The organism is Tabrizicola fusiformis (genome assembly GCF_013328815.1).
Lineage (GTDB): Bacteria > Pseudomonadota > Alphaproteobacteria > Rhodobacterales > Rhodobacteraceae > Fuscibacter.
Map to the genome: position 1 here is coordinate 1 of NZ_JABUHN010000005.1, position 20,163 is coordinate 20,163.

Consider the following 20,163-nt stretch of genomic DNA (forward strand, 5'->3'; position numbering starts at 1 on the left):
CAGTGCTTCGGCCGACAGACCGAGTGGGGCCGGTTCGGCCGCGCGGGGGGCGGGCTCGGGGGCGGGGCGGGGGGCTGGTTCGGGCCGCACCGCCGCGGCGGGTGCCGCTACCGGCGCTTCGGCCTCTTCGCCATGGGTCGCGCCATCGCCCGCCCGGTTCGACAGGCCCAGACGGTGGACCTTGCCGATCACCGCATTGCGCGTGACGCCGCCCAGCTCCTTGGCGATCTGGCTGGCGGACTGGCCTTCGGCCCACATGCGCTTGAGGGTCTCGACGCGCTCGTCGGTCCAGGACATGACATACTCCGGGGTTCGGGACTGGCCCGTTGGGTGGGGCCCATTCTAATGGGGACAGCACCGGATACAAGGCAAAGCACCGGGAATCAAGCGGGGCGGGGGCAAGGGCTGTGGATCGGGAGCCTTTCAGGGGGCTTGTCAGGGGCCTTGCTCTGGCGCAGGAACGGCAGACAGGCGCCAATCGGGGGCCGGGAGAGATGCCATGCATGATTATCGCGCCCAGCGGGCCGACACGTTCGAGACCTTCCGCCAGGTCGGCAAGGGCGTCAAACTGCCCGCCACCGCTGTCGTGGTCTTCATCTTCGTTGCCGAAGAGGTCGATACCAAATGGGCCGCCGTGGAAAAGGCGCTGCGGGCTAAAGGCTTCAAGACCCGCAATGACGGCACCGTTCTTGAGGCGCGGGTCGGGCCCATCGCCATCGAGCCGGAGGCGATCTGGTATTGGGAAGAACGCGCCACGCGCGAGGTGCTGCCCTTTGATTTCTACCCCGATGGCTGGGAACTGGACGACTGACGGCAAGTAAATTGCGCCGCCCTTTCTTGCGAAACGGCGGCATATCTTTTTCTCGCCTCTGGCCTGCGGCCAACCGGCTCGGGTGAAGGGCCTCCGGCGGGAGTACTTGGCAAGGTGCAAACCGTTCTCTGCCCTCGATGATTTGCACCTTTTGAAATACTCCCGCCGGAGGCAGCTACACCGGACCGGAGCGGGCGGTCAGTAGATATAGCGGATCTGTTCCGTCCAGTAGCGTTCCATCCGTTTCAGCGACTGGTTCATGTTCTCCATCGCCTCGGCGTCGATCAGGCCGCGTTTCATCAGCCCCTCGGCATGGCGGGCGAAGAGTTCGGCCAGCATCCCGCGCACGCGGCGGCCCTTTTCCGTCAGCCGAACACGGACCGATCTGCGGTCAATCTCGCTGCGCTGGTGGTGCATATAGCCCAGTTCCACCAGTTTCTTGAGATTGTAGCTGACATTCGAGCCCTGATAGTAGCCGCGGGTTTTCAATTCGCCTGCGGTCACCTCATTCTCGCCGATGTTGAAGAGCAAGAGCGCCTGCACCGAGTTGATTTCGAGAAGCGCCAGCCGTTCGAATTCATCCTTGATGACATCCAGCAGCAGCCGGTGCAGCCGTTCCAGCAGCGCAAGATTGTCGAGATAGCCCGCCATCAGGGCCTTTTGCGTGCCATCCAGCAAAGGGGCGTGCATCGTCATGGGTCACTCCGCAACAGCATCGGTTGCGGTCAGCCTCGGCACAAAAGGGAAACATTGCGTAAACTCCTGCCCGAAAATGCCGCAAATTTGCGCGATCAGCGGGGCTGCGGGGCAAGGCGGCTGCGGGCGAAGGCGGCGATTTCGGCGATCAGCGCGGCATAGGGTGGCGGCGGCGGGGTTTGGCCCAGCACCCAGGGCAGCAGATCCTGGTCATTCTCGTGCAGCAGCGCGTCATAGAGGTCCAGCGTTTCGGGCGCCATCGCGGCAAGGCGGGCGTCGCCATAGGGGCCAAGGATCAGGTCCATCTCCTTGGTGCCGCGCCGCCAGCTTCGCATCGCCATCCGCTTCAGCCGCGCCTCTGCCGTCTCGCTCATGCCCGTCTTCCCCTGCTGCCTTGGCCTTGAACCGGACCGGGGGCGAGACTATGACAGCCCGCGCACCCTTACCAGCCCCGGAGCTTGTCATGGCCTTCCTCTCCGACACCCTTGCCCGCGTCAAACCGTCGCCCACCATCGCGGTGACCACCAAGGCGCAGGAGCTGAAAGCGGCGGGGCGCGATGTGATCGGGCTTGGCGCCGGAGAGCCGGATTTCGACACCCCCGCCAACATCCGCGAGGCGGCCAAGCGGGCGATTGACGCGGGCAAGACCCGTTACACCGCCGTGGACGGCATTCCCGAGCTGAAAAAGGCGATCTGCGCCAAATTCCTGAAGGAAAATGGCCTGACCTATGCGCCGAACCAGATCACCGTGGGCACCGGCGGCAAGCAGATTCTCTATAATGCGCTGATGGCCACCTGCAATCCGGGCGATGAGGTGATCATTCCCGCACCCTATTGGGTGTCCTATCCCGACATGGTTCTGCTGGCGGGCGGCACGCCGGTTCCCGTGGCGGCGGGGATCGAGACCGATTTCAAGCTGACCCCGGCGCAGCTTGAAGCGGCGATCACGCCGAAGACCAAGTGGTTCATCTTCAACAGCCCGTCGAACCCGACCGGCGCCGGCTATACCCGCGCCGAGTTGCGGGCGCTGTGTGATGTGCTGCTGCGCCATCCGCAGGTCTGGATCATGTCGGATGACATGTATGAGCATCTGGTGTTCGACGATTTCGAATTCACCACCCCGGCGCAGATCGAGCCCGCGCTTTATGACCGCACGCTGACCTGCAACGGCGTGTCGAAATCCTATGCGATGACCGGCTGGCGGATCGGCTATGCCGGGGGGCCGGTGCATCTGATCAAGGCGATGGGCACGATCCAGAGCCAGTCCACCTCGAACCCCTGTTCGGTGTCGCAATATGCCGCACTTGAGGCGCTGACCGGGCCGCAGGATTTCCTTGCCCCCAACCGCAAGCTGTTCGAGCGGCGGCGCGATCTCGTGGTGGCGATGCTGAACGCGGCAAAGGGCATCACCTGCCCGAAACCGGAGGGGGCGTTCTACGTCTACCCCGACATTTCGGGCTGCATCGGCAAGACCAGCGCCGGGGGCGCGAAGATCACCGATGATGAGGCTTTCGCCTCGGCCCTGTTGGAGGAAACCGGGGTGGCGGTGGTGTTCGGCGCTGCCTTCGGGCTTTCCCCGAACTTCCGCGTCAGCTACGCTACGGCGGACGAGGTGCTGGAAGAAGCCTGCCGCCGTATCCAGACCTTCTGCGCGGGCCTGATCTGAAGCGGAGAACCGATGGCCGACCGTATCACGGCAAATCTGCCCAGCCGGGATTTCGCTGCAACCGAGGCATTCTATCACCGCCTTGGATTTCGCACTGATTTTCGTGATGACGGATGGATGATCCTGCGACGCGGCGCGCTGGAGCTGGAGTTTTTCCCGCATCCCGGGGTGGACAAGTGGTCAAGCTGGTTCTCGGCCTGCATCCGTGTGGATGAGGTCGAGGCGCTTCTCGCCGAATGGCAGCAGGTCGGGTTGAGCGATGATCGCACCGCCATTCCGCGGCTGACGGGTATCTTCAAGTTGCAGGGCGCGCCGCGCATGTTCGCGCTGGTGGATGAGGACGGCTCGCTCTTGCGGGTGCTGGACAACAAGGACAGCTAAGATGGCGGGCGACCTTCCCGAGTTCTATTTCCGTATCCGTGAAAATGGCGCCGTCGTGTTTCGCGTCGATACCGAGAACCGCCAGCGCCGGATCGAGCTGGACGAAATTGCCACGGTCAATGTCAAGAATGGCAATGTGAAGCCGCATGGCGACCGCAAGCTGACACCCGACGAAATGGCGGTGATTCAGGATTGGATCGTGGCGCGGCAGGCCCTCTTGGCCGAGCGGGACGTGGACGACATCCTGCGCGCGGTCGATCATCTGAACCTGACGACGCAATGGGTGCAGGCGCGGGCGACCGAGGATCAGCTTGAGGCGGTGACGGATGTGCTGCTGTTGGCGATGCATGATCTGCGCACGGTTCTGGTGCGTAAGAAGGCTGACCGGCTGATGCGGGCCGAGGGCGGCAAGGACGCTGCGGAATAATCTGCCACGCCAAAGGTTTGCCCCGCAGGTGGGGCCTGCGGGGCTGGGGTGGGGTGGGTCGTGTTGCAAGCAGCGTCCCATCCGGCAGAGCCACCGGACAAGCCAAGGTCTAGGACGATTCTCGTTAAGGACAGGTTAAAGCCAGCCCGGCTCTTGCGGGCTTTCCAGTGCCCGGCGCAGCACGCGGTCCACGTCACGGCTCATCGGCAGGGCACCCGACAGCACCAGTGACACCGGAATCCATGCGGCATGGGTGGCATCGTCTGCGGCCTGCGGGGCGCCACCGCGATAGCGGCACAGGACGGCCACCAGAAAGAAATGATGCTCCAGCCGCCCGTCGGCATCCCGCAGGATGATGTCGAGGTTCGCCAGATATTCCAGCGGATCGGCACGGACCGAGGTTTCCTCGGCCAGTTCTCGCGCGGCGGCGGCCAGCGCGGTCTCGCCCGCCTCGACATGGCCGCCCGGATAGCCCCAGAGCCCGGCATCTGGCGGATTTCGGCGGCGCACCAGCAACACCTGATCGCCGTGCAGAACCACGGCCAGAACCGCCAGCGCCGGGCGGCTCACAGCCCGTCAAAGGCACAGAGGGCGTGAACCTCCATGCCCATCGCCTCAAGCCGCTTGCGCCCGCCCAGATCGGGCAGATCGACGACAAAGGCGCAACCTGCCACTTTGGCCCCCAGCCGCTCGATCAGCTTGATGCCCGCCTCGGCGGTGCCGCCGGTGGCCAGCAGGTCATCGACCAGCAGCACGGTTTCACCCGGCTGCATCGCGTCTTCATGCACCTCGACCACCGCTTCGCCATATTCCAGCGTATAGGCTTGGGAAATCGTCTGACCCGGCAGCTTGCCCTTCTTGCGGATCGGCACGAAGCCGGTGGAGAGCTGATGTGCCACGGCCCCGCCCAGGATGAAACCCCGCGCCTCAAGCCCCACCACCTTGTCGATCCGCACCCCGACATAGGGCGCCAGAAGCTGATCGACACACATCCGAAACCCGCGCGGATCGGCGAACAGCGTGGTCACATCGCGGAACAGAATCCCCTCATGCGGGAAATCGACGATGGTGCGGATATAGTCGCGGACGGATTTCTTCATCGGTCTCTCCTCAGTCCAGAACCCGGCCCGCGATGACCCGCAGGGCGGCCAGCATTTCGGGGTCACGCTTGTCGGGGGCGGTCATCACGGCATGGTCCAAGGCGCGGTCGCAGCCATGCGGGCAGGGCGTGCGGTCGCCGCCCAGCCGGACGGGCAGACCCTTGACCAATGTGCGGGCATGGGCGGCATTGGCGGCCAACGTGGCGATCACCTGCGCCACATCCACCGCGCCGTGGTCGGGGTGCCAGCAGTCGTAATCGGTGACCATGGCGACGGAGGCATAGCAAAGCTCCGCTTCGCGGGCGAGCTTCGCTTCGGGCATCCCGGTCATGCCGATGACATCGGCGCCCCAAGAGCGGTAAAGGCGGCTTTCGGCGAGGGTCGAGAATTGCGGCCCCTCCATCGCCAGATAGACCGCACCCTCATGCACCGTCACGCCTGCGGCCCGCGCCGCCTCGGCCGCCGCTGCGCCAAGGCGCGGGCAGGTCGGATGCGCCACGCTGACATGCGCCACGCAGCCCGGCCCGAAGAAGCTTTTCTCGCGCGCAAAGGTGCGGTCGATGAACTGATCCACAATCACGAAATCACCCGGCGCATAATCGGCGCGCAGGCTGCCCACCGCCGACACCGCCACCAGATCGGTGCAGCCCAGCGATTTCAGCGCCGCGATATTGGCCCGGTAGGGCACCGAAGAGGGGCTGTGGACATGCCCCCGCCCGTGGCGCGGCAGGAAGGCCATCGGCACGCCGCCCAAGCGGCCCACCAGCACCTCGTCCGAGGGCCTGCCCCAGGGCGTTTTCACCTTGACCCAGGAGGCACCTTCCAGCCCGTCGATCTGATAGACCCCCGAACCGCCGATAACGCCGATCATGGTCTGCATGGGTCTCGCTCCGGGCTGTTGCCGGCGCATCCTACGCAGCACCAGCGGCGGGGCAAGGGGTTACGGCGCCTTGATCTTGTCCGCCGAATGGTTGCCCGATCGGTGGGCTGTGTCTTTCGGGCGGGGCGCAATTTCCAGACCGTCGGGCAATGACCGGAAGGATGGCACCGGGAGGATGGGCAGATTGCCCATCCTACGGGCGCTTCAGTGTGATCAGGTCGCGCACCGCCACATAGTCGCGGTAGCCAAGGCGGCCCATCGGGTGAAAGCGGCTGACGTCGAAGCGGCCAGCCACAAGGCAGTCGTCGCGCAGGTGGATGCCCACCACCTCGCCCAGAACCAGCGTGTTGTTGTCGCCCTTCAGCCGGCTGTGCGACAGGACGCGGCACTCCAGCGTGGCCGGGGCACCCGCGACCCGGGGGCAGGGGATGGTCGTGCATTCGGCCTTTGCCACGCCGCAGGCGGCAAATTCATCCACCCCGCGGGCAAAGCCGGCCGAGGTTGCATTCATTGCCGCCAGCGCCGCCTCTTCCACGATGTTCACCGCGAAAACCCCGCTTTCCAGCGCATTGGTCACGCTGTCGCTGGGGTCGCCCGAGAAGATCACCTGCGGCGGATCATAGGCCACCAGGTTGAAGAAGGAGTAGGGCGCCAGATTGTCGCCCATGCCCGCCCGTGTCGAAATCCAGGCGATTGGGCGCGGTGCCACCACGGCGCTGATGGGGTTGTGCGGCAGGCCGTGGCCGTCTTCGGGGCGGTAGAACATCGGCGCTTCTCCCACCGGGACGTTCGGGCATTTGATCCTGAGGTATCCGCATGTTACCCGCGTTGCCAGATGATTCTGCCAGGGGGCGGCGCCGGTGTATCAGCTTGAGGAAGAGGTCGAGGCGGACTGGTGGGAGGTGGAGGCGCTTTATGACCTCTGCTTCGCGCCGGGCCGAACCGCTTTGTCCAGCTACCGCCTGCGCGACGGCGTGCCGACGGTTGCGGCGCTCTGCCTGACGCTGCGCGATGATGAGGGCATCATGGCCGCCGCAATCCGCTATTGGCCGGTCGAGGTGGGCGGGCAGGATGTGCTTCTGCTCGGTCCCGTGGCCGTTCACCCCACCCGGCAGGGCGAGGGGCTGGGCGGGCTTTTGATCAACGAAAGTCTGGGCGAGGCGCGGCGGCTGGGGTGGGAGCGGGTGATGCTGGTGGGCGATGCCCCGTATTACCGCCGCTTTGGCTTTGAAAAGCTGGAGGGCGTCGAAATGCCGCCGCCCACCAATCCCGACCGGGTGCTGGGGCTGGAGTTGAAAAAGGGCGCATGGGCCGGCGTGCGGGGTCGGGTGACCAAGGCGGCGGGGGCCACCGTCTGATCTCGATTCCAGTGGCAGAGACTTGCGCAGTGCCCGGCAAGGGGCCACATTCGCGGGATGAACCAGACCCTGCCCGCGCTGCCCGCGCCCGACCTTGACCGCGAGATCGACGAGCTGGCCCGTGCGCTGCGCCGGGCCAATGGGCCGCTGATGTCGGTGGTCAACCGGCTGGGCGGCGGGATTGAGGCACAGATGGCCCATCTGCCACCCCGGCTGCGCAGCGAGGTCGAGCGGGTGACGGCAGCGGCACTGGGCGCGGCGCTGGGGCTTGGCGGTGCGGTGCCCGCCGTGGGCCGGCGTGGCACGCTGGCGGCAGCAATCCTGTCGGGGGCGGCGGGGGGTGCCGGCGGGCTTGCCACCTCGATCGCGGAACTGCCGGTCACGGTGACGGTGATCCTCAAGGCGATCCGCGACGAGGCCGAAGCGGCGGGCTTTGATCCGGCGGAGCCTTCGGTGCGGGCGGCCTGTCTGATGGTCTTTTCGGCGGGTTCGCCGCTCTCGGGCGATGACGGGGTGAACACCAGCTTTCTGTCGGCCCGCCTGACCCTGACCGGCCCGGCCCTGCAAAAGCTGATTGCCACGGTGGCGCCGAAACTGGCGGTGGCGCTGGGCCAGAAACTGGCGGCGCAGGCGGTGCCGGTGCTGGGGGCGATCAGTGGCGCCGGGCTGAATGCGGCCTATCTGAGCTATTACCGCGAGGTTGCCCGTATCCGCTTTGCCCTGATGCGGCTGGCGGTGCAGCACGGCGCCGAAGCGGTGACGCAGCGCTTTGCCGTCGCCAGTGAGGCACCCCGCCTGCGCAAGGCGTAACCAAATTCCTTGCAAGGAATTTGCAAATCTTTTGCAAAAGATTTGGGCCTGCGGCGGCGTCAGTTGCCGGTCTTTGGCGGCTCGTTGCCGTAGCGTTCGAAAAGCTTGCCCTGCGTCATGAAGAAGGCAAACAGCGCGGCCGTCAGGCCGAAGGTCTTGAAATTCACCCAAGCCTCGGTGGACATCAGGCGCCAGACCGCCTCATTCGCCACGGCCAGCGCAAAGAAGAAGGCCGTCAGGCGACGGGTCAGGATCATCCAGCCTTCGGGCTGCATCGGCAGCGCCTCGTCCATCACCAGCCGCAGATAGCTTTGACCGCGCAACAGGCCGAAGCCCAGAACGCCGCCGAAGGCCAGATACAAGAGCGTCGGCTTCATCTTGATAAAACGTTCGTCATTGAGCCAGACCGAAAGCCCGCCCATCACCACCACCAGAACCAGCGTCATCATCTGCATCCGCGAGAGCTTGCCCGTCAGCGCCCAGAGCAGGGCCGAGGTGGCGATGATCAGCAGCACGAAGGCGGCGGTGGTGACGATGAAGCCGGAATATTCCGCGCCGCCCAAGGTGAAGGTCCGGTCCTTGAGCCGCCCGAACATGACGAAGAACAGCACCACCGGCCCGAGTTCGAGAGCCAGTTTCAGGATCGGGTTGATCTTCTTTTCGGCCATAAGCTGCGCTCCCCCGGGGTTCGCCCCGTTCTGGCGCGGAACGGCAGGGCGATCAAGGCGGCAAATCGCATGCGCGGGGATGTCATCAGGGATGTGATCGACCCGCCTGTGGCCGCCCCCGGGGCCTTGCCCCGGACCCCAGGATATTTGTGCCAAGATGAAAGGGTGTCAGTCTTCGAGGCCGACGAGGGCGCGGGCGAAATCCTCGGGGTCGAAGGGAGCGAGGTCGTCGATCTGTTCGCCAAGGCCGATGGCATGGATCGGCAGGCCGAAGCGGTCGGCCAGGCTGACCAGAACGCCGCCCTTGGCGGTGCCGTCGAGTTTGGTCATCACCAGGCCCGAGACATCGGCGATCTTGCGGAAAATCTCGACCTGAAGCACGGCGTTCTGGCCGGTGGTGGCATCCAGCACCAGAAGGGTGTTGTGCGGCGCGGTCGGGTCTTTCTTGCGGATGACGCGGATGATCTTGGCCAGTTCCTCCATGAGGTCGGCGCGGTTCTGCAACCGGCCTGCGGTGTCGATCATCAGAAGATCGGCGCCGGTTTCCTGCGCGCGGGTCAGCGCGTCGAAGGCGAGGCTGGCCGGGTCGCTGCCTTCGGGGGCGGTCAGCACGGGCACGCCGGCGCGGGTGCCCCAGATCTGCAACTGTTCGACGGCGGCGGCGCGGAAGGTGTCGCCGGCGGCGATCACCACCGATTTTCCGGCCGCCTTGAACTGCGAGGCCAGCTTGCCGATCGTCGTGGTCTTGCCCGAGCCGTTGACGCCGACCACCAGCACCACCTGCGGTTTTTGCGTGTAGAGCGGCAGCGGGCGGGCCACGGGTTCCATGATGCGGCGGACCTCATCGGCGAGGGCGCGGCGCAGCTCGGGGGTGGAGATGCGTTTGCCGAACCGGCCTTCGGCGATATTGGCGGTGACGCGGGCCGCGGTATCGACGCCCATATCAGCGGCGATCAGCACCTCTTCGAGGCTTTCGAGCATCGCGTCATCCAGCACCCGGCGCGGCTCGTCCCCCTGTCCGAAGAGGCGGCCGATAAGGCCCGGCTTCGCTTCGGGTGCCGGGGCTTCGGCTGTGCTGGCCGCGGGCTCCGTTTCGCTGACCAGCGCATCCAGCCCCTCGCCGATCTTGTCGGAGGAGCGGAACATGCGGTCTTTGAGCTTCTTGAAGAAGGACATGGGCGGGCCTTTGGCTGCGGTCCCTTTCACCTAGTCAATAACGTCTGCCTTGGGAAGGGTTCAGCCCTTGGGGAAATCCCAGTAAAGCACTGCCCCGATCAGGATGAGGCTTTGGCCCAGCCAATAGCTTGGCCAGATGGCTAGGCTGAGGGCGCGCTGGCGCATCGGGGCGGTCACCACAAAGAGGCGCAGGGCAAGGAGCGTGTCTGACAAGAGGAAGAGCGCGGCGCCAAGCCCGAGGATGGTGTCGCCGCCATTCGCGGGCAAGAGGATGACGGTCATCGCCATCGCCCCGATGCCCAGCCCATAGCCCCGCACAGGCCAGCGCAGCGCGCCGGTGCGCGGGGCCAGCCAGAATTCGGTCGAGATCAGCAGCAGGGCGAGGAGCGCCAGCGCGGCGATCTGCCCCGGCCCGAAAGCCGGGCCGCCAAGCTCTGCCCCGCGCTGCCAGAAGGCCAGCGCATAGGCCAGATGCCCACCCGCAAAGGCGCCCATTCCGGCGAGAAAGGCGGTTTTCCCCGGGCGTGACAGCGCGAAATCGCCAAGCGCGCCAAGGGCAAGGCCCAGCGTGATCAGCCCCGGCGCCCCTGTGGCCAATCCATAAGCCGCGAGCGCCGCCGTAGCGGCGGTCTTGACGGATGAGCCGGTCCAGCTTTGCTGCCCTTCCGGGCGGGTGGCAAAGGCGTATTGGTAGGCCGTGGCGGCAAGGGTGGCGAGGGTCAGAAGCGCTGTCATGGTCCATCCGGGGGCTGTTCGGCGCAGCCTCACATGCTAGGTTTTCGCCATGCAAGACCTGACCCGACGTCCGCTTCCGCTGTTCCTGTTCGCTCTGGCTTCGGCCTGTCCGTTGCTGCTTTTCGCTTTGGGCCTTTGGCAGGGTGGCGGTTGGGCAGCGGCGGGGTTGCTTTACATGACGGTGCTGGCATTGGCGCTGGACCAGATCAGGGGCCTCTTCATGGGGGACGCGCCCGAAGGGGCGGAGTTTCCCGGGGCGGATTCCTTGCTGATCGGGCTGGCGGTTGGCCATCTCGTGGCGCTGCCCGCCGCAGTCTGGGGCGTGGCCGGGGCGAGCGGGTTGGGGCCGTGGCAGCGGCTGGCACTGTTTGTCGGGGCAGGACTGTGGTTCGGGCAGGTGTCGAACCCGATGGCGCATGAGCTGATCCACCGGGGCAGTCGCGGGCTTTATGGGCTGGGGGTGGCGGTTTACGGCAGCCTCCTCTTCGGCCATCACGCCAGCGCCCACCGGCTGGTGCATCACCGCCATGCGGCCAGTGCCGAAGACCCCAATTCGGCCCGGGCGGGCGAAGGGTTTTATCGCTTTTTCCTGCGGGCATGGGCGGGCAGCTTCCGGCAGGGGCTGCGGGCCGAACGGGAATTGACCGCCCGGGCGCCGGGGCGGCTGAACCCCTATGCGGTCTATCTGGGGCTGGCGGGGCTGGCGCTGGCGCTGGGCTGGGGGTTGGCCGGGGCGGCGGGGGGGCTGGTCTGGGCCGGGCTGGCGTTGCACGCGCAGGTGCAGTTGATGCTGTCGGATTATGTGCAGCATTACGGGCTGACGCGGGCGCTGCGCCCCGATGGGCGGCTTGAGCCGGTGGCGGCGCGCCATAGCTGGAACGCGCCGTTCTGGTTTTCCTCGGCGCTGATGCTGAATGCGCCGCGCCATTCCGACCATCACGCGCATCCGGCACGGCCCTATCCGGCGCTGCGGATGCCCGGCGCGGAAGAGGCGCCGATGCTGCCGTGGCCGCTGCCCATGGCCTGCACCATTGCGCTGTTCCCGCCGCTTTGGCGACGGTGGATCGTGCCGCATCTGGCCCGGTGGAGGGGATGAAATGAAGACGATGCTGGCGCTGATCCTGCTGACCGCGCCCGCTTGGGCCGAAACGCCCATGACCGCGGCCGAGTTCGAGGCGCGGGTGGTGGGCCGCACCATGACCTATGCCGACAGCGGGAAGGTTTGGGGGCGTGAGCAATATCTGGCCGGGCGCCGCGTGATCTGGGCCTTTGAAGGCCAAGAGTGCAAGCACGGTTACTGGTGGGAGGAGACAGGCGGTGCGATCTGCTTTGCCTATGACGATGGTGGCGCGCCGGATTGCTGGCTGCTTTACGACCGGGGGGACAGCATCGCGGCACAGGCGCTGGACGACCCGGATGGCACGCCGCTTTCGGTGGTCGAGGAAAGCGCCGAGCCGTTGATTTGTCCCGGCCCGCAGGTGGGTGTCTGAGGTTTTCCGACGTTCCGGCCGAATGCCCGAAATCAGGGGTTCACATGAAGCCGAACCTTTTGCGCGGTCTGTGCAGCAAAGCTGCCACAGCCGCGCGGGACATTCCTTGTCCTTTCAGAACAGGCTGCCCTGTTGTGGCGGTTCCCCCGGCTTGCCCTTGCGTGCGGGCTTGCCGCCGGTGGTCAGGCGGCCATCGGCGAATTCGATCTCCAGCACGGCGGCCTTTTCCGCCGCCGCCCGGCCCGTCACCACATGGCCGTCGCCGCGCACGATGGCAAAGCCGCGCCGCAGGGTTTCGGCGTGGCCCAGCGTCTGGCGCGTGCGGTCCAGCGCCTCAAGCCGCCGGGCCAGATCGGCCAGCCGTGTGGGCGGGGCCGCCTGCAGCCGTGCGTCAAGCGTGGCAAGCCGCGTCGCGCCCTCGGCCCCTTTGCGCGCCGCTTCGGTGATCAGCCGGTGCAGCGCCGGGGCCAGCCGGGCGGCCAGCGCCGCAGCCCGGTCGGCGGCCCGCTCGGCCCGGCGGGCCAGCGCCGCCTCAAGCCGCCCGGACAGGGCCTGCCCCTGATCACGCCGCCAGGCGATCAGCGCCCGTAGCACCTCGGGCCGAAGCCGGGCCGCGCGTTCGAACCCGGCGCGTTTGCGGGCCGTCGCCATCCCCAGCGCGCCGGCCAGACGGCCCGACCACAGGTCCAGCCGCTGCGCCGCGCTGCCGGTCAGCGTCTCGGGCCGGGGCAGGGCGCGGCCAAGGTCGCGCAGCCGCTGGTCGCGGCGCTGCAATCCGGTGGTCAGCCCGCGCAAGAGCCGCGCCGAGAGGCTTTCCAGCGTGGCCAGCAATTCCAGCCGCACCGGCACGGCAAGCTCTGCCGCCGCGGTGGGGGTGGGCGCGCGCAGGTCGGCGGCATGGTCGATCAGAGTTGTGTCCGTCTCATGCCCCACGGCGGAAATCAGCGGAATGCGGCTGGCCGCCGCCGCCCGCACCACGATTTCCTCGTTGAAGCCCCAGAGGTCTTCCAGACTGCCGCCGCCCCGCGCCACAATCAGCACATCGGGCCGCGGGATCGGCCCGCCGGGGGCAATCGCGTTGAACCCCCGGATCGCGGCGGCCACTTCGGCGGCACAATTCTGCCCCTGCACGGCGACGGGCCAGATCAGCACATGGCGCGGAAAACGGTCGCGCAGCCGGTGCAGGATATCGCGGATCACCGCGCCCGAGGGCGAGGTGACGACGCCGATCACCTGCGGCAGATAGGGGATGGGCTTCTTGCGGGCGGGGTCGAACAGACCCTCGGCCTGCAGGGCCGCCCGCCGCTTTTCCAGCATCGCCATCAACGCGCCCGCCCCGGCGGGGGCCACATCCTCGACGATCAACTGGTATTTCGACTGCCCGGGGAAGGTGGTCATGCGGCCGGTGGCGATGACCTCCATCCCCTCTTCCGGGCGGACCTGCATCTTGGCGACCTGCCCCTTCCACGAAATGGCGGCAATGACTGCGCGGTCGTCCTTGAGGTCAAAGTAAAGATGCCCCGAGGCCGGGCGGCTGACACGCCCCACCTCGCCCCGCACACGGACAAGGCCGAACTCCCCCTCGATCACCCGCTTCACCGCGCCGGAAAGTTCCGAGACGGTGTATTCAGGCTGATTGCCGGGGGCGGGGGTGTCTTCGAACATGTCCATGGCGGCAGGATAGGCGGGCGCCGCGGCAAGGGGAAGGCGCGGCGTTTTCCAAAACGCCGCTTCGGACCCTTCAAAGGGTCCGGCCCGATTTCTTCGAAGAAATCGGCTGCGGGGTTCGGGGGATGGGCAATATTGCCCATCCTACGGGGCGAATCGTGTTAACCTTTCGTTAACACTTTTTGGAAATCGCCATGCGCCCGTTTCCCGCCCTTGCCCTTGCAGCGCTTTTTTGCGGCACTGCGGCTGTGGCGCAGGACTGCGATCCGAATTATGAAGGCGCCTGCGTGCCGGTGGCGTCCGATGTCGATTGCGCGCATGGCAATGGCAACGGCCCGGCCTATGTGCAGGGGCCGGTCTATATCGTGGGCGAAGACATCTATGAGCTGGACCGCGACGGCGATGGCGTGGCCTGCGAGAAGAAGAAGTAGCTGCCAAGCCGCTTGCACGAGACCTTGGCCGGACCTATGAGGCCCGCAGGCAAGGGCCAAGCGGGGGCATCCATGAACATCCTCATTCTGGGCGGCGGCGGGCGGGAACATGCGCTGGCCTGGGCGGTCAAGCAGAACCCGAAATGCGACCGGCTGATCGTGGCGCCGGGCAATGCCGGGATCGCGGCGCTGGCGGAATGCGCCGATCTGGACATTCTGGACGGTGCCGCGGTGGTGAGCTTCTGCGAAGAGAACGCGGTTGATTTCGTGATCGTCGGCCCCGAGGCGCCCCTGGCCGCCGGTGTGGCCGATGCCACCCGGGCTGCCGGGCTCTTGACCTTTGGGCCGGGTGCGGCGGCGGCGCGGCTTGAAGCATCGAAAGCCTTTACCAAGGAAATCTGCGATGCCTGCGGCGCGCCGACCGCCGGCTACGCCCGCTTTACCGATGCCGCCGCCGCCCGCGCCTATGTGCAGGCGCAGGGTGCCCCTCTTGTCATCAAGGCCGACGGGCTGGCGGCGGGCAAGGGCGTGATCATGGGCATGACCGAGGCGGAGGCGCTGGCGGGCATCGACGAGATCTTTGGCGGCGCCTTTGGGGCGGCGGGTGCCGAAGTGGTGATCGAAGAGTTCATGGCGGGCGAAGAGGCGAGCTTCTTTGTCCTTTGCGACGGGGTGAATGCCCTGCCGATCGGCACGGCGCAGGATCACAAGCGGGTGGGCGACGGCGATACCGGCCCCAACACCGGCGGCATGGGCGCCTATTCCCCGGCGCCGGTGCTGACCGAAGCGATCCAGCAACAGGCGATGGAGGAGATAGTGCTGCCGACCATCGCCGAAATGGCGCGGCGCGGCACGCCCTATCAGGGGGTTCTCTATGCCGGGCTGATGATCGAGAACGGCCGGGCCCGGCTGGTGGAATACAATTGCCGCTTTGGCGACCCGGAAACGCAGGTGCTGATGCTGCGGCTGGGGGCGCAGGCGCTGGACCTGCTTTTGGCCTGCGCCGAGGGGCGGCTGGACCGCGCCCGGGTGAACTGGGCCGAGGATCATGCCCTGACGGTGGTGATGGCGGCCAAGGGCTATCCCGGGGCCTATCAGAAAGGCACGGTCATCCACGGGCTGGGCCGTCTGCCCGAAGACAGCCGCCACATGTGCTTTCACGCCGGGACGGCCGGCAAGGACGGGCAGATCGTGGCGAATGGCGGGCGGGTGCTGAACATCACCGCGCGGGGCGATACGCTGGCCGATGCCCGCAACCGCGCCTATGCGATGATCGACCATCTGCACTGGCCCGAAGGCTTCTGCCGCTCGGACATCGGCTGGCGCGCGCTCTGACCAAATTTCTTCGAAGAAATTTGCAAAATCCTTCGAAGGATTTTGGCACCCTGCGCGACCGGATCGCCTCTTGCACGCGCGGGGGTTGCCGCATAAAGAGGCGCCGGTTTTCGAGGCATCCGGGGGATGATCCATGCCGGTTCTGGTGATGAAATTCGGCGGCACTTCGGTCGCCGACCTTGCGCGGATCGAGAATGCCGCGAAAAAGGTGCAGGCCGAGGTTGAGCGCGGCTATGACGTGATCGTCATTGTCAGTGCGATGTCGGGCAAGACCAACGAACTCGTCGGTTGGGTCGAAGGCACTTCCAAGCTTTACGATGCCCGCGAATATGACGCCGTGGTCGCTTCGGGTGAGAATGTCACCGCCGGTCTGATGGCGCTGCGGTTGCAGGAAATGGGCGTGCCCGCGCGGTCCTGGCAGGGCTGGCAGGTGCCGATCAACACCACCTCGGCCCATGGTTCGGCCCGCTTCGTGTCGATCCCGCGCGAGAATATCGACGCGAAATTCGCCGAAGGCTTCAAGGTTGCGGTCGTGGCGGGCTTTCAGGGTGTCAGCGCCGAAGGCCGCATCACCACATTGGGCCGCGGCGGGTCGGACACCACCGCCGTTGCCTTCGCCGCCGCCTTTGCTGCCGAACGCTGTGACATCTATACCGATGTGGACGGCATCTATACCACCGACCCGCGCATCTGCGGCAAGGCGCGCAAGCTGGAAAAGATCGCCTTTGAAGAGATGCTGGAACTGGCCTCTCTGGGCGCGAAAGTGCTGCAAACCCGCTCGGTCGAGCTTGCCATGCGCTACAAGGTGCGGCTGCGGGTGCTGTCCTCGTTCGAGGATACCGATGAAACTTCTGGGACTCTGGTCTGCGACGAGGATGAAATCATGGAATCGAAAGTTGTTTCCGGCGTCGCCCATTCGCGCGACGAGGCCAAGATGACGCTGGTCAAGGTCGAGGACCGCCCCGGCATTGCCGGCGCGATCTTTGGCCCCTTGGCCGAGGCCGGGGTGAATGTGGATATGATCGTCCAGAACATCTCGGAGCTGGACGAGCCGGGCGACAAGCGCGCCTTTACCGACATGACCTTTTCCTGCCCGACCAATCAGGTTGCGCGCGCCCAGAAGGCCATCGAAGAGGCGCAGGCGGCGGGCAAGTTCACCTACAAGGAACTGGTGGTCGATACCGATGTGGCCAAGGTTTCGGTCGTGGGCATCGGGATGCGCAGCCATGCGGGTGTTGCCGCCAAGATGTTCAATGCGCTGGCCGCCGAGAACGTCAACATCAAGGTGATCGCCACGTCCGAGATCAAGATTTCGGTGCTGATCGACCGCAAGTATATGGAACTGGCGGTGCAGGCGCTGCACGACGTCTTCGCGCTGGACAAGGTATAAGCCGGGCGCGGCTTTTCCGCGCATCACCGGGCGAAAGCGGGGCGCCGCCAGACAAGTCTGGCGGCGCCCCGCCTTTACAGGAGATTTCCCCTCCCCATGGCGCCCCTTCCCGCCTATAGAGGGGGAAAGCGATTGATGGACGATATCCGATGCCCGAACGCAGCGAAGGCGACAGCCGCAAGCTCTTGCGCCGTTTGCGCGACGTGCTGGCAACGCCCGCCAAGGGGCAGGTCCGGCTGGACCGCATCACCCATCTGATTGCGGATTCGATGCGGACCGAGGTTTGCTCGATCTACCTTTTCCGCGATGCCGAAACGCTGGAGCTTTGCGCCACCGAGGGGTTGAAGAAGGCCGCCGTCCACAAGACCCGGATGAAGCTGGGCGAGGGCCTGGTGGGCCGTGTCGCCAAGGCCGGCCTGCCGGTGAACACCGCTGATGCGCCATCGGAAAAGGGTTTTCGCTATATGCCGGAAACCGGGGAAGAGCTGTATTCCAGCTTCCTTGGCGTGCCGATTCAGCGGGTGGGCGAAAAGCTGGGCGTGCTGGTGGTGCAGTCCAAATCCGCCCGCCGCTATTCCGAGGATGAAATCGAGGCGCTGGACGTCGTGGCCATGGTGCTGGCCGAGATGACCGAGCTGGGCGCCTTTGGCGGCGACGGTCTGGGGGCCTTGCACAAGCAGCCGGTGCTGTTTCGCGGCACCACCGGGCAGGAGGGCGCGGCCGAGGGCCGGGTCTGGCTGCACGAGCCGCGGGTGGTGGTCACCAATCCTGTCGCCGACGATCCGCTGACCGAGATCGACCGCATCCGCGCGGCAGTGGGGGTGCTGCGGGTTTCGGTCGATGACCTGCTGGAGGCCGAAAGCCTCGACAAGGACCAGAAGGCGGTGCTTGAAGCCTATCGGATGTTCGCCCATTCGCGCGGCTGGCTGCGCCGGATGGAAGAGGATATCCAGCGCGGCCTTTCTGCCGAAGCGGCGGTGGAGAAAGAACAATCCGCCGCCCGCAACCGGCTGGAACAGGTGCCCGACGCCTATCTGCGCGACCGGCTACATGATCTGGACGACCTGTCGAACCGGCTGCTGCGCATCCTGACCGGGCAGGGCAAGGATACCGGCGCCACGATGCCGGAAAATCCGGTGCTGGTGGCGCGCAACATCGGCCCGGCGGAACTGCTGGACTATGGCCGCAAGCTGAAAGGCGTGGTGCTGGAAGAGGGGTCGGTGGGCAGCCATGCCGCCATCGTCGCCCGGGCGCTGGCCATTCCATTGGTGATCCATGCCGAACGCATCACGACCGAGGCGCTGAACGGCGATGCCATTCTGGTGGACGGCGATCAGGGCGTGGTGCATCTGCGTCCCGAGGAAACCGTCGCCCGCAGCTTCCGCGACAAGATTGCCATGCAGGCGGCGGCGCAGACCCGCTATGCCAGTCTGCGCGACCTGCCCGCCACCACCCGCGACGGGGTGACGGTGGCCCTGCACATGAATGCCGGTCTGATGGCCGATCTGCCCTCGCTTGTCGGCTCGGGGGCCGAGGGGGTGGGGCTTTTCCGCACCGAACTGCAATTCCTGATCCGCAACCAGATGCCCCGGCGGGATGAGCTGGCGCAGCTTTATTCCCGGGTGATGGATGCCGCGCAGGGCCGCCCCGTGGCCTTTCGCACGCTGGATATCGGGTCGGACAAGGTGCTGCCCTATATGAAGCCGCAGGACGAGCCGAACCCTGCGATGGGCTGGCGGGCGATCCGGGTGGGGCTGGACAAGCCGGGCGTGCTGCGGATGCAGTTGCAGGCGCTGATCCGCGCGGCCAAAGGGCGGCCGCTGACGGTGATGTTCCCTTTCATCACCGAATTCAGCGAATTTATCGAGGCCCGCAGCGCCACCTTGCGCGAATTGCACCGCGAAAAGTCGCTGGGCCATGCGGTGCCGGAGCGGCTGGAGATCGGCGCCATGCTGGAAACGCCCAGTCTGGCCTATGCGCCGCAGGCGTTTTTCGACATGACCGATTTCATCTCGATCGGCGGCAATGATCTCAAACAGTTCTTCTTCGCCGCCGATCGTGAGAATGAGCGGGTGCGCAAGCGCTATGACACGCTGAACCTGTCGTTCCTGTCTTTCCTTGAGCAGATCGTCAGCCGCTGCGCCGCAAGCAACACCCGCCTGTCCTTCTGCGGCGAGGATGCGGGCCGCCCGGTTGAGGCGCTGGCCTTTGCCGCGATGGGTCTGCGGGTGTTGTCGATGCGGCCCGCCTCGATCGGGCCGGTCAAGGCGCTGTTGCGCCGGGTCGATCTGGGGCAGGCGCGTGCGGTGATCGAAGAGGCACGGGCGGCAGGCGACAGTTCGGTGCGGGCGCGGCTGATGGAATGGCTGGCGGCGCAACCCGCCAGTTGATCATTTCAGCGCCTTGACCACCGCCGCCACATCGACATTGACCGTGGCGCTCCAGTTCACCGTTCCGCCCGGGGCCTGCACGCTGACATCGCCGGTCACCGCCGGATGGCCAAGTGGGGCCTTCAGCCCGGCGCCGTTGTCCAGCACCCGGAAACTCCAGCCCGGCAGCAGGGGCAGGGGAATGTCCTTGCCCTTGATGGCGTCAAAGGCCAGCAGGCGGGTCGGCCGGTTGGCCAGAACCGGCGTGATCACCCCGGCGGCAAAAAGCGTGCCGACCGAGATCATGGTGACCTTCTCGGGCATCGGGGCGCCCTTCCACTCGGCTTTCAGCCGGTTCAGGTCGCGCATCAGCGCCTCTTGCGCGCGCTGGGCCAGATTCTGGATCGCAGGCACCTTGTAGAGGGCTTCCGCCACCTCTTTCATCTCGCCCGGGCGGGCCACGGCAGGACCGGCGCCGGGGGTGACAAGCGGCGCTGCGGGCGGTGGCGCGGGAAGGGCAAAGGGCCCGGGCTGCGGCGGGGCCATCAGCAGCGACTGAAAGAAATCCATCGACAGTTCCCAGCGCGGATTCATCAGCCGGTCCAGCCAGTCACGTGCGGCGATCCGGGCCTGAATCTCGGCGATGGTGGCGGCGACCTGCGGGTCGAGCGTGAGCTTGCTGTCCAGAAGATGGATATGTTTAGGCTGATAGCCGAATTCGGGCATGACAAAGCCTTGATGAATGCAGGGTTCAATGCCGCCAGCATAGCAC

24 protein-coding genes are annotated in these 20,163 nt (G+C 66.2%); 12 read left to right on the forward strand and 12 right to left on the reverse strand.

Annotated elements, in window-relative coordinates; translation table 11 throughout:
• The coding region (locus tag HS053_RS08915; RefSeq protein ID WP_277817054.1) for a GcrA family cell cycle regulator at positions 1–297 on the reverse strand (297 nt) is incomplete at its 3' end.
• Positions 298–499: 202 nt separating this feature from the next.
• On the opposite strand from HS053_RS08915, the gene HS053_RS08920 reads away from it, so the two are divergent.
• A complete protein-coding gene (locus HS053_RS08920; protein WP_174210892.1) occupies positions 500–811 on the forward strand; it encodes a hypothetical protein in 312 nt (103 codons plus the stop codon).
• A 198-nt stretch (positions 812–1,009) separates the two neighbouring features.
• On the opposite strand, the gene HS053_RS08925 is transcribed toward HS053_RS08920, so the two are convergent.
• Together HS053_RS08925 and HS053_RS08930 are read right to left on the reverse strand one after the other, a co-directional pair.
• Positions 1,010–1,507, reverse strand: coding sequence for a MarR family winged helix-turn-helix transcriptional regulator (locus HS053_RS08925; RefSeq protein ID WP_174210893.1), 498 nt, complete (start codon positions 1,505–1,507; stop codon positions 1,010–1,012).
• A 95-nt stretch (positions 1,508–1,602) separates the two neighbouring features.
• Positions 1,603–1,881 carry an FAD assembly factor SdhE gene (locus HS053_RS08930; RefSeq protein ID WP_174210894.1) on the reverse strand — a complete coding sequence of 93 codons (279 nt, stop codon included), beginning with the start codon at positions 1,879–1,881 and terminating at the stop codon, positions 1,603–1,605.
• 89 nt (positions 1,882–1,970) lie between these two features.
• Between HS053_RS08930 and HS053_RS08935 the strand changes: the two genes are divergently transcribed.
• From HS053_RS08935 to HS053_RS08945, 3 genes are read left to right on the forward strand one after another with little or no spacing between them, the layout of a single operon-like run.
• Entirely contained in the window at positions 1,971–3,173 is a 1,203-nt protein-coding gene (locus tag HS053_RS08935; protein ID WP_174210895.1) for a pyridoxal phosphate-dependent aminotransferase, read from the forward strand.
• A 12-nt stretch (positions 3,174–3,185) separates the two neighbouring features.
• Positions 3,186–3,554 carry a bleomycin resistance protein gene (locus HS053_RS08940; RefSeq protein ID WP_174210896.1) on the forward strand — a complete coding sequence of 123 codons (369 nt, stop codon included), beginning with the start codon at positions 3,186–3,188 and terminating at the stop codon, positions 3,552–3,554.
• A gap of 1 nt (position 3,555) precedes the next feature.
• Positions 3,556–3,981, forward strand: a complete 426-nt coding sequence (locus HS053_RS08945; protein ID WP_174210897.1) for a hypothetical protein — start codon at positions 3,556–3,558, stop codon at positions 3,979–3,981.
• Between the two features lie 135 nt (positions 3,982–4,116).
• Here the strand turns inward: HS053_RS08945 and HS053_RS08950 are convergent, their stop codons facing one another.
• From HS053_RS08950 to HS053_RS08965, 4 genes are all read right to left on the reverse strand, one after another.
• A complete protein-coding gene (locus tag HS053_RS08950) occupies positions 4,117–4,551 on the reverse strand; it encodes an NUDIX domain-containing protein (RefSeq protein WP_174210898.1) in 435 nt (144 codons plus the stop codon).
• Positions 4,548–5,081 (reverse strand): adenine phosphoribosyltransferase, encoded by a 534-nt coding sequence (locus tag HS053_RS08955; RefSeq protein WP_174210899.1) that lies wholly within the window; start codon positions 5,079–5,081, stop codon positions 4,548–4,550. The genes HS053_RS08950 and HS053_RS08955 overlap by 4 nt, the downstream gene beginning before the upstream one ends.
• Positions 5,082–5,091: 10 nt before the next feature.
• A complete protein-coding gene (locus HS053_RS08960) occupies positions 5,092–5,961 on the reverse strand; it encodes an S-methyl-5'-thioadenosine phosphorylase (RefSeq protein ID WP_174210900.1) in 870 nt (289 codons plus the stop codon).
• Between the two features lie 193 nt (positions 5,962–6,154).
• Positions 6,155–6,727 carry a flavin reductase family protein gene (locus HS053_RS08965; protein WP_174210901.1) on the reverse strand — a complete coding sequence of 191 codons (573 nt, stop codon included), beginning with the start codon at positions 6,725–6,727 and terminating at the stop codon, positions 6,155–6,157.
• Positions 6,728–6,821: 94 nt separating this feature from the next.
• On the opposite strand from HS053_RS08965, the gene HS053_RS08970 reads away from it, so the two are divergent.
• Both HS053_RS08970 and HS053_RS08975 read left to right on the forward strand, forming a co-directional pair.
• Positions 6,822–7,319 (forward strand): GNAT family N-acetyltransferase, encoded by a 498-nt coding sequence (locus tag HS053_RS08970; RefSeq protein WP_174210902.1) that lies wholly within the window; start codon positions 6,822–6,824, stop codon positions 7,317–7,319.
• Between the two features lie 57 nt (positions 7,320–7,376).
• Complete coding sequence (locus tag HS053_RS08975) at positions 7,377–8,129, forward strand: EcsC family protein (protein ID WP_174210903.1); 753 nt, start codon at positions 7,377–7,379, stop codon at positions 8,127–8,129.
• 59 nt (positions 8,130–8,188) lie between these two features.
• On the opposite strand, the gene HS053_RS08980 is transcribed toward HS053_RS08975, so the two are convergent.
• The 3 genes from HS053_RS08980 to HS053_RS08990 form a co-directional block, all read right to left on the reverse strand.
• Positions 8,189–8,797, reverse strand: a complete 609-nt coding sequence (locus HS053_RS08980) for an inner membrane-spanning protein YciB (protein WP_174210904.1) — start codon at positions 8,795–8,797, stop codon at positions 8,189–8,191.
• Positions 8,798–8,965: 168 nt separating this feature from the next.
• A complete protein-coding gene (ftsY, locus tag HS053_RS08985; protein WP_174210905.1) occupies positions 8,966–9,973 on the reverse strand; it encodes a signal recognition particle-docking protein FtsY in 1,008 nt (335 codons plus the stop codon).
• Between the two features lie 60 nt (positions 9,974–10,033).
• Positions 10,034–10,708 carry a lysoplasmalogenase family protein gene (locus HS053_RS08990; RefSeq protein ID WP_174210906.1) on the reverse strand — a complete coding sequence of 225 codons (675 nt, stop codon included), beginning with the start codon at positions 10,706–10,708 and terminating at the stop codon, positions 10,034–10,036.
• A gap of 49 nt (positions 10,709–10,757) precedes the next feature.
• Here HS053_RS08990 and HS053_RS08995 point away from each other — a divergent pair, with 49 nt between their 5' ends.
• Together HS053_RS08995 and HS053_RS09000 are read left to right on the forward strand one after the other, a co-directional pair.
• On the forward strand, positions 10,758–11,804 hold the full coding sequence (locus HS053_RS08995) for an alkane 1-monooxygenase (protein ID WP_174210907.1): 1,047 nt from the start codon (positions 10,758–10,760) through the stop codon (positions 11,802–11,804).
• Between the two features lies 1 nt (position 11,805).
• Positions 11,806–12,198, forward strand: a complete 393-nt coding sequence (locus HS053_RS09000) for a hypothetical protein (protein ID WP_174210908.1) — start codon at positions 11,806–11,808, stop codon at positions 12,196–12,198.
• 114 nt (positions 12,199–12,312) lie between these two features.
• On the opposite strand, the gene xseA is transcribed toward HS053_RS09000, so the two are convergent.
• Complete coding sequence (gene xseA, locus HS053_RS09005) at positions 12,313–13,869, reverse strand: exodeoxyribonuclease VII large subunit (RefSeq protein ID WP_174210909.1); 1,557 nt, start codon at positions 13,867–13,869, stop codon at positions 12,313–12,315.
• Positions 13,870–14,060: 191 nt separating this feature from the next.
• On the opposite strand from xseA, the gene HS053_RS09010 reads away from it, so the two are divergent.
• The 4 genes from HS053_RS09010 to ptsP all read left to right on the forward strand — a co-directional run bounded on the left by HS053_RS09010 (position 14,061) and on the right by ptsP (position 19,412).
• On the forward strand, positions 14,061–14,297 hold the full coding sequence (locus tag HS053_RS09010; RefSeq protein ID WP_174210910.1) for an excalibur calcium-binding domain-containing protein: 237 nt from the start codon (positions 14,061–14,063) through the stop codon (positions 14,295–14,297).
• Between the two features lie 72 nt (positions 14,298–14,369).
• On the forward strand, positions 14,370–15,632 hold the full coding sequence (gene purD, locus HS053_RS09015) for a phosphoribosylamine--glycine ligase (RefSeq protein ID WP_174210911.1): 1,263 nt from the start codon (positions 14,370–14,372) through the stop codon (positions 15,630–15,632).
• A gap of 133 nt (positions 15,633–15,765) precedes the next feature.
• Positions 15,766–17,022, forward strand: coding sequence for an aspartate kinase (locus HS053_RS09020; protein ID WP_174210912.1), 1,257 nt, complete (start codon positions 15,766–15,768; stop codon positions 17,020–17,022).
• A gap of 149 nt (positions 17,023–17,171) precedes the next feature.
• Complete coding sequence (gene ptsP / locus HS053_RS09025) at positions 17,172–19,412, forward strand: phosphoenolpyruvate--protein phosphotransferase (protein WP_174210913.1); 2,241 nt, start codon at positions 17,172–17,174, stop codon at positions 19,410–19,412.
• Here the strand turns inward: ptsP and HS053_RS09030 are convergent, their stop codons facing one another.
• Positions 19,413–20,117: a hypothetical protein gene (locus HS053_RS09030; protein WP_174210914.1), complete on the reverse strand. Its 705-nt coding sequence runs from the start codon at positions 20,115–20,117 to the stop codon at positions 19,413–19,415.
• Positions 20,118–20,163: the final 46 nt, after the last annotated feature.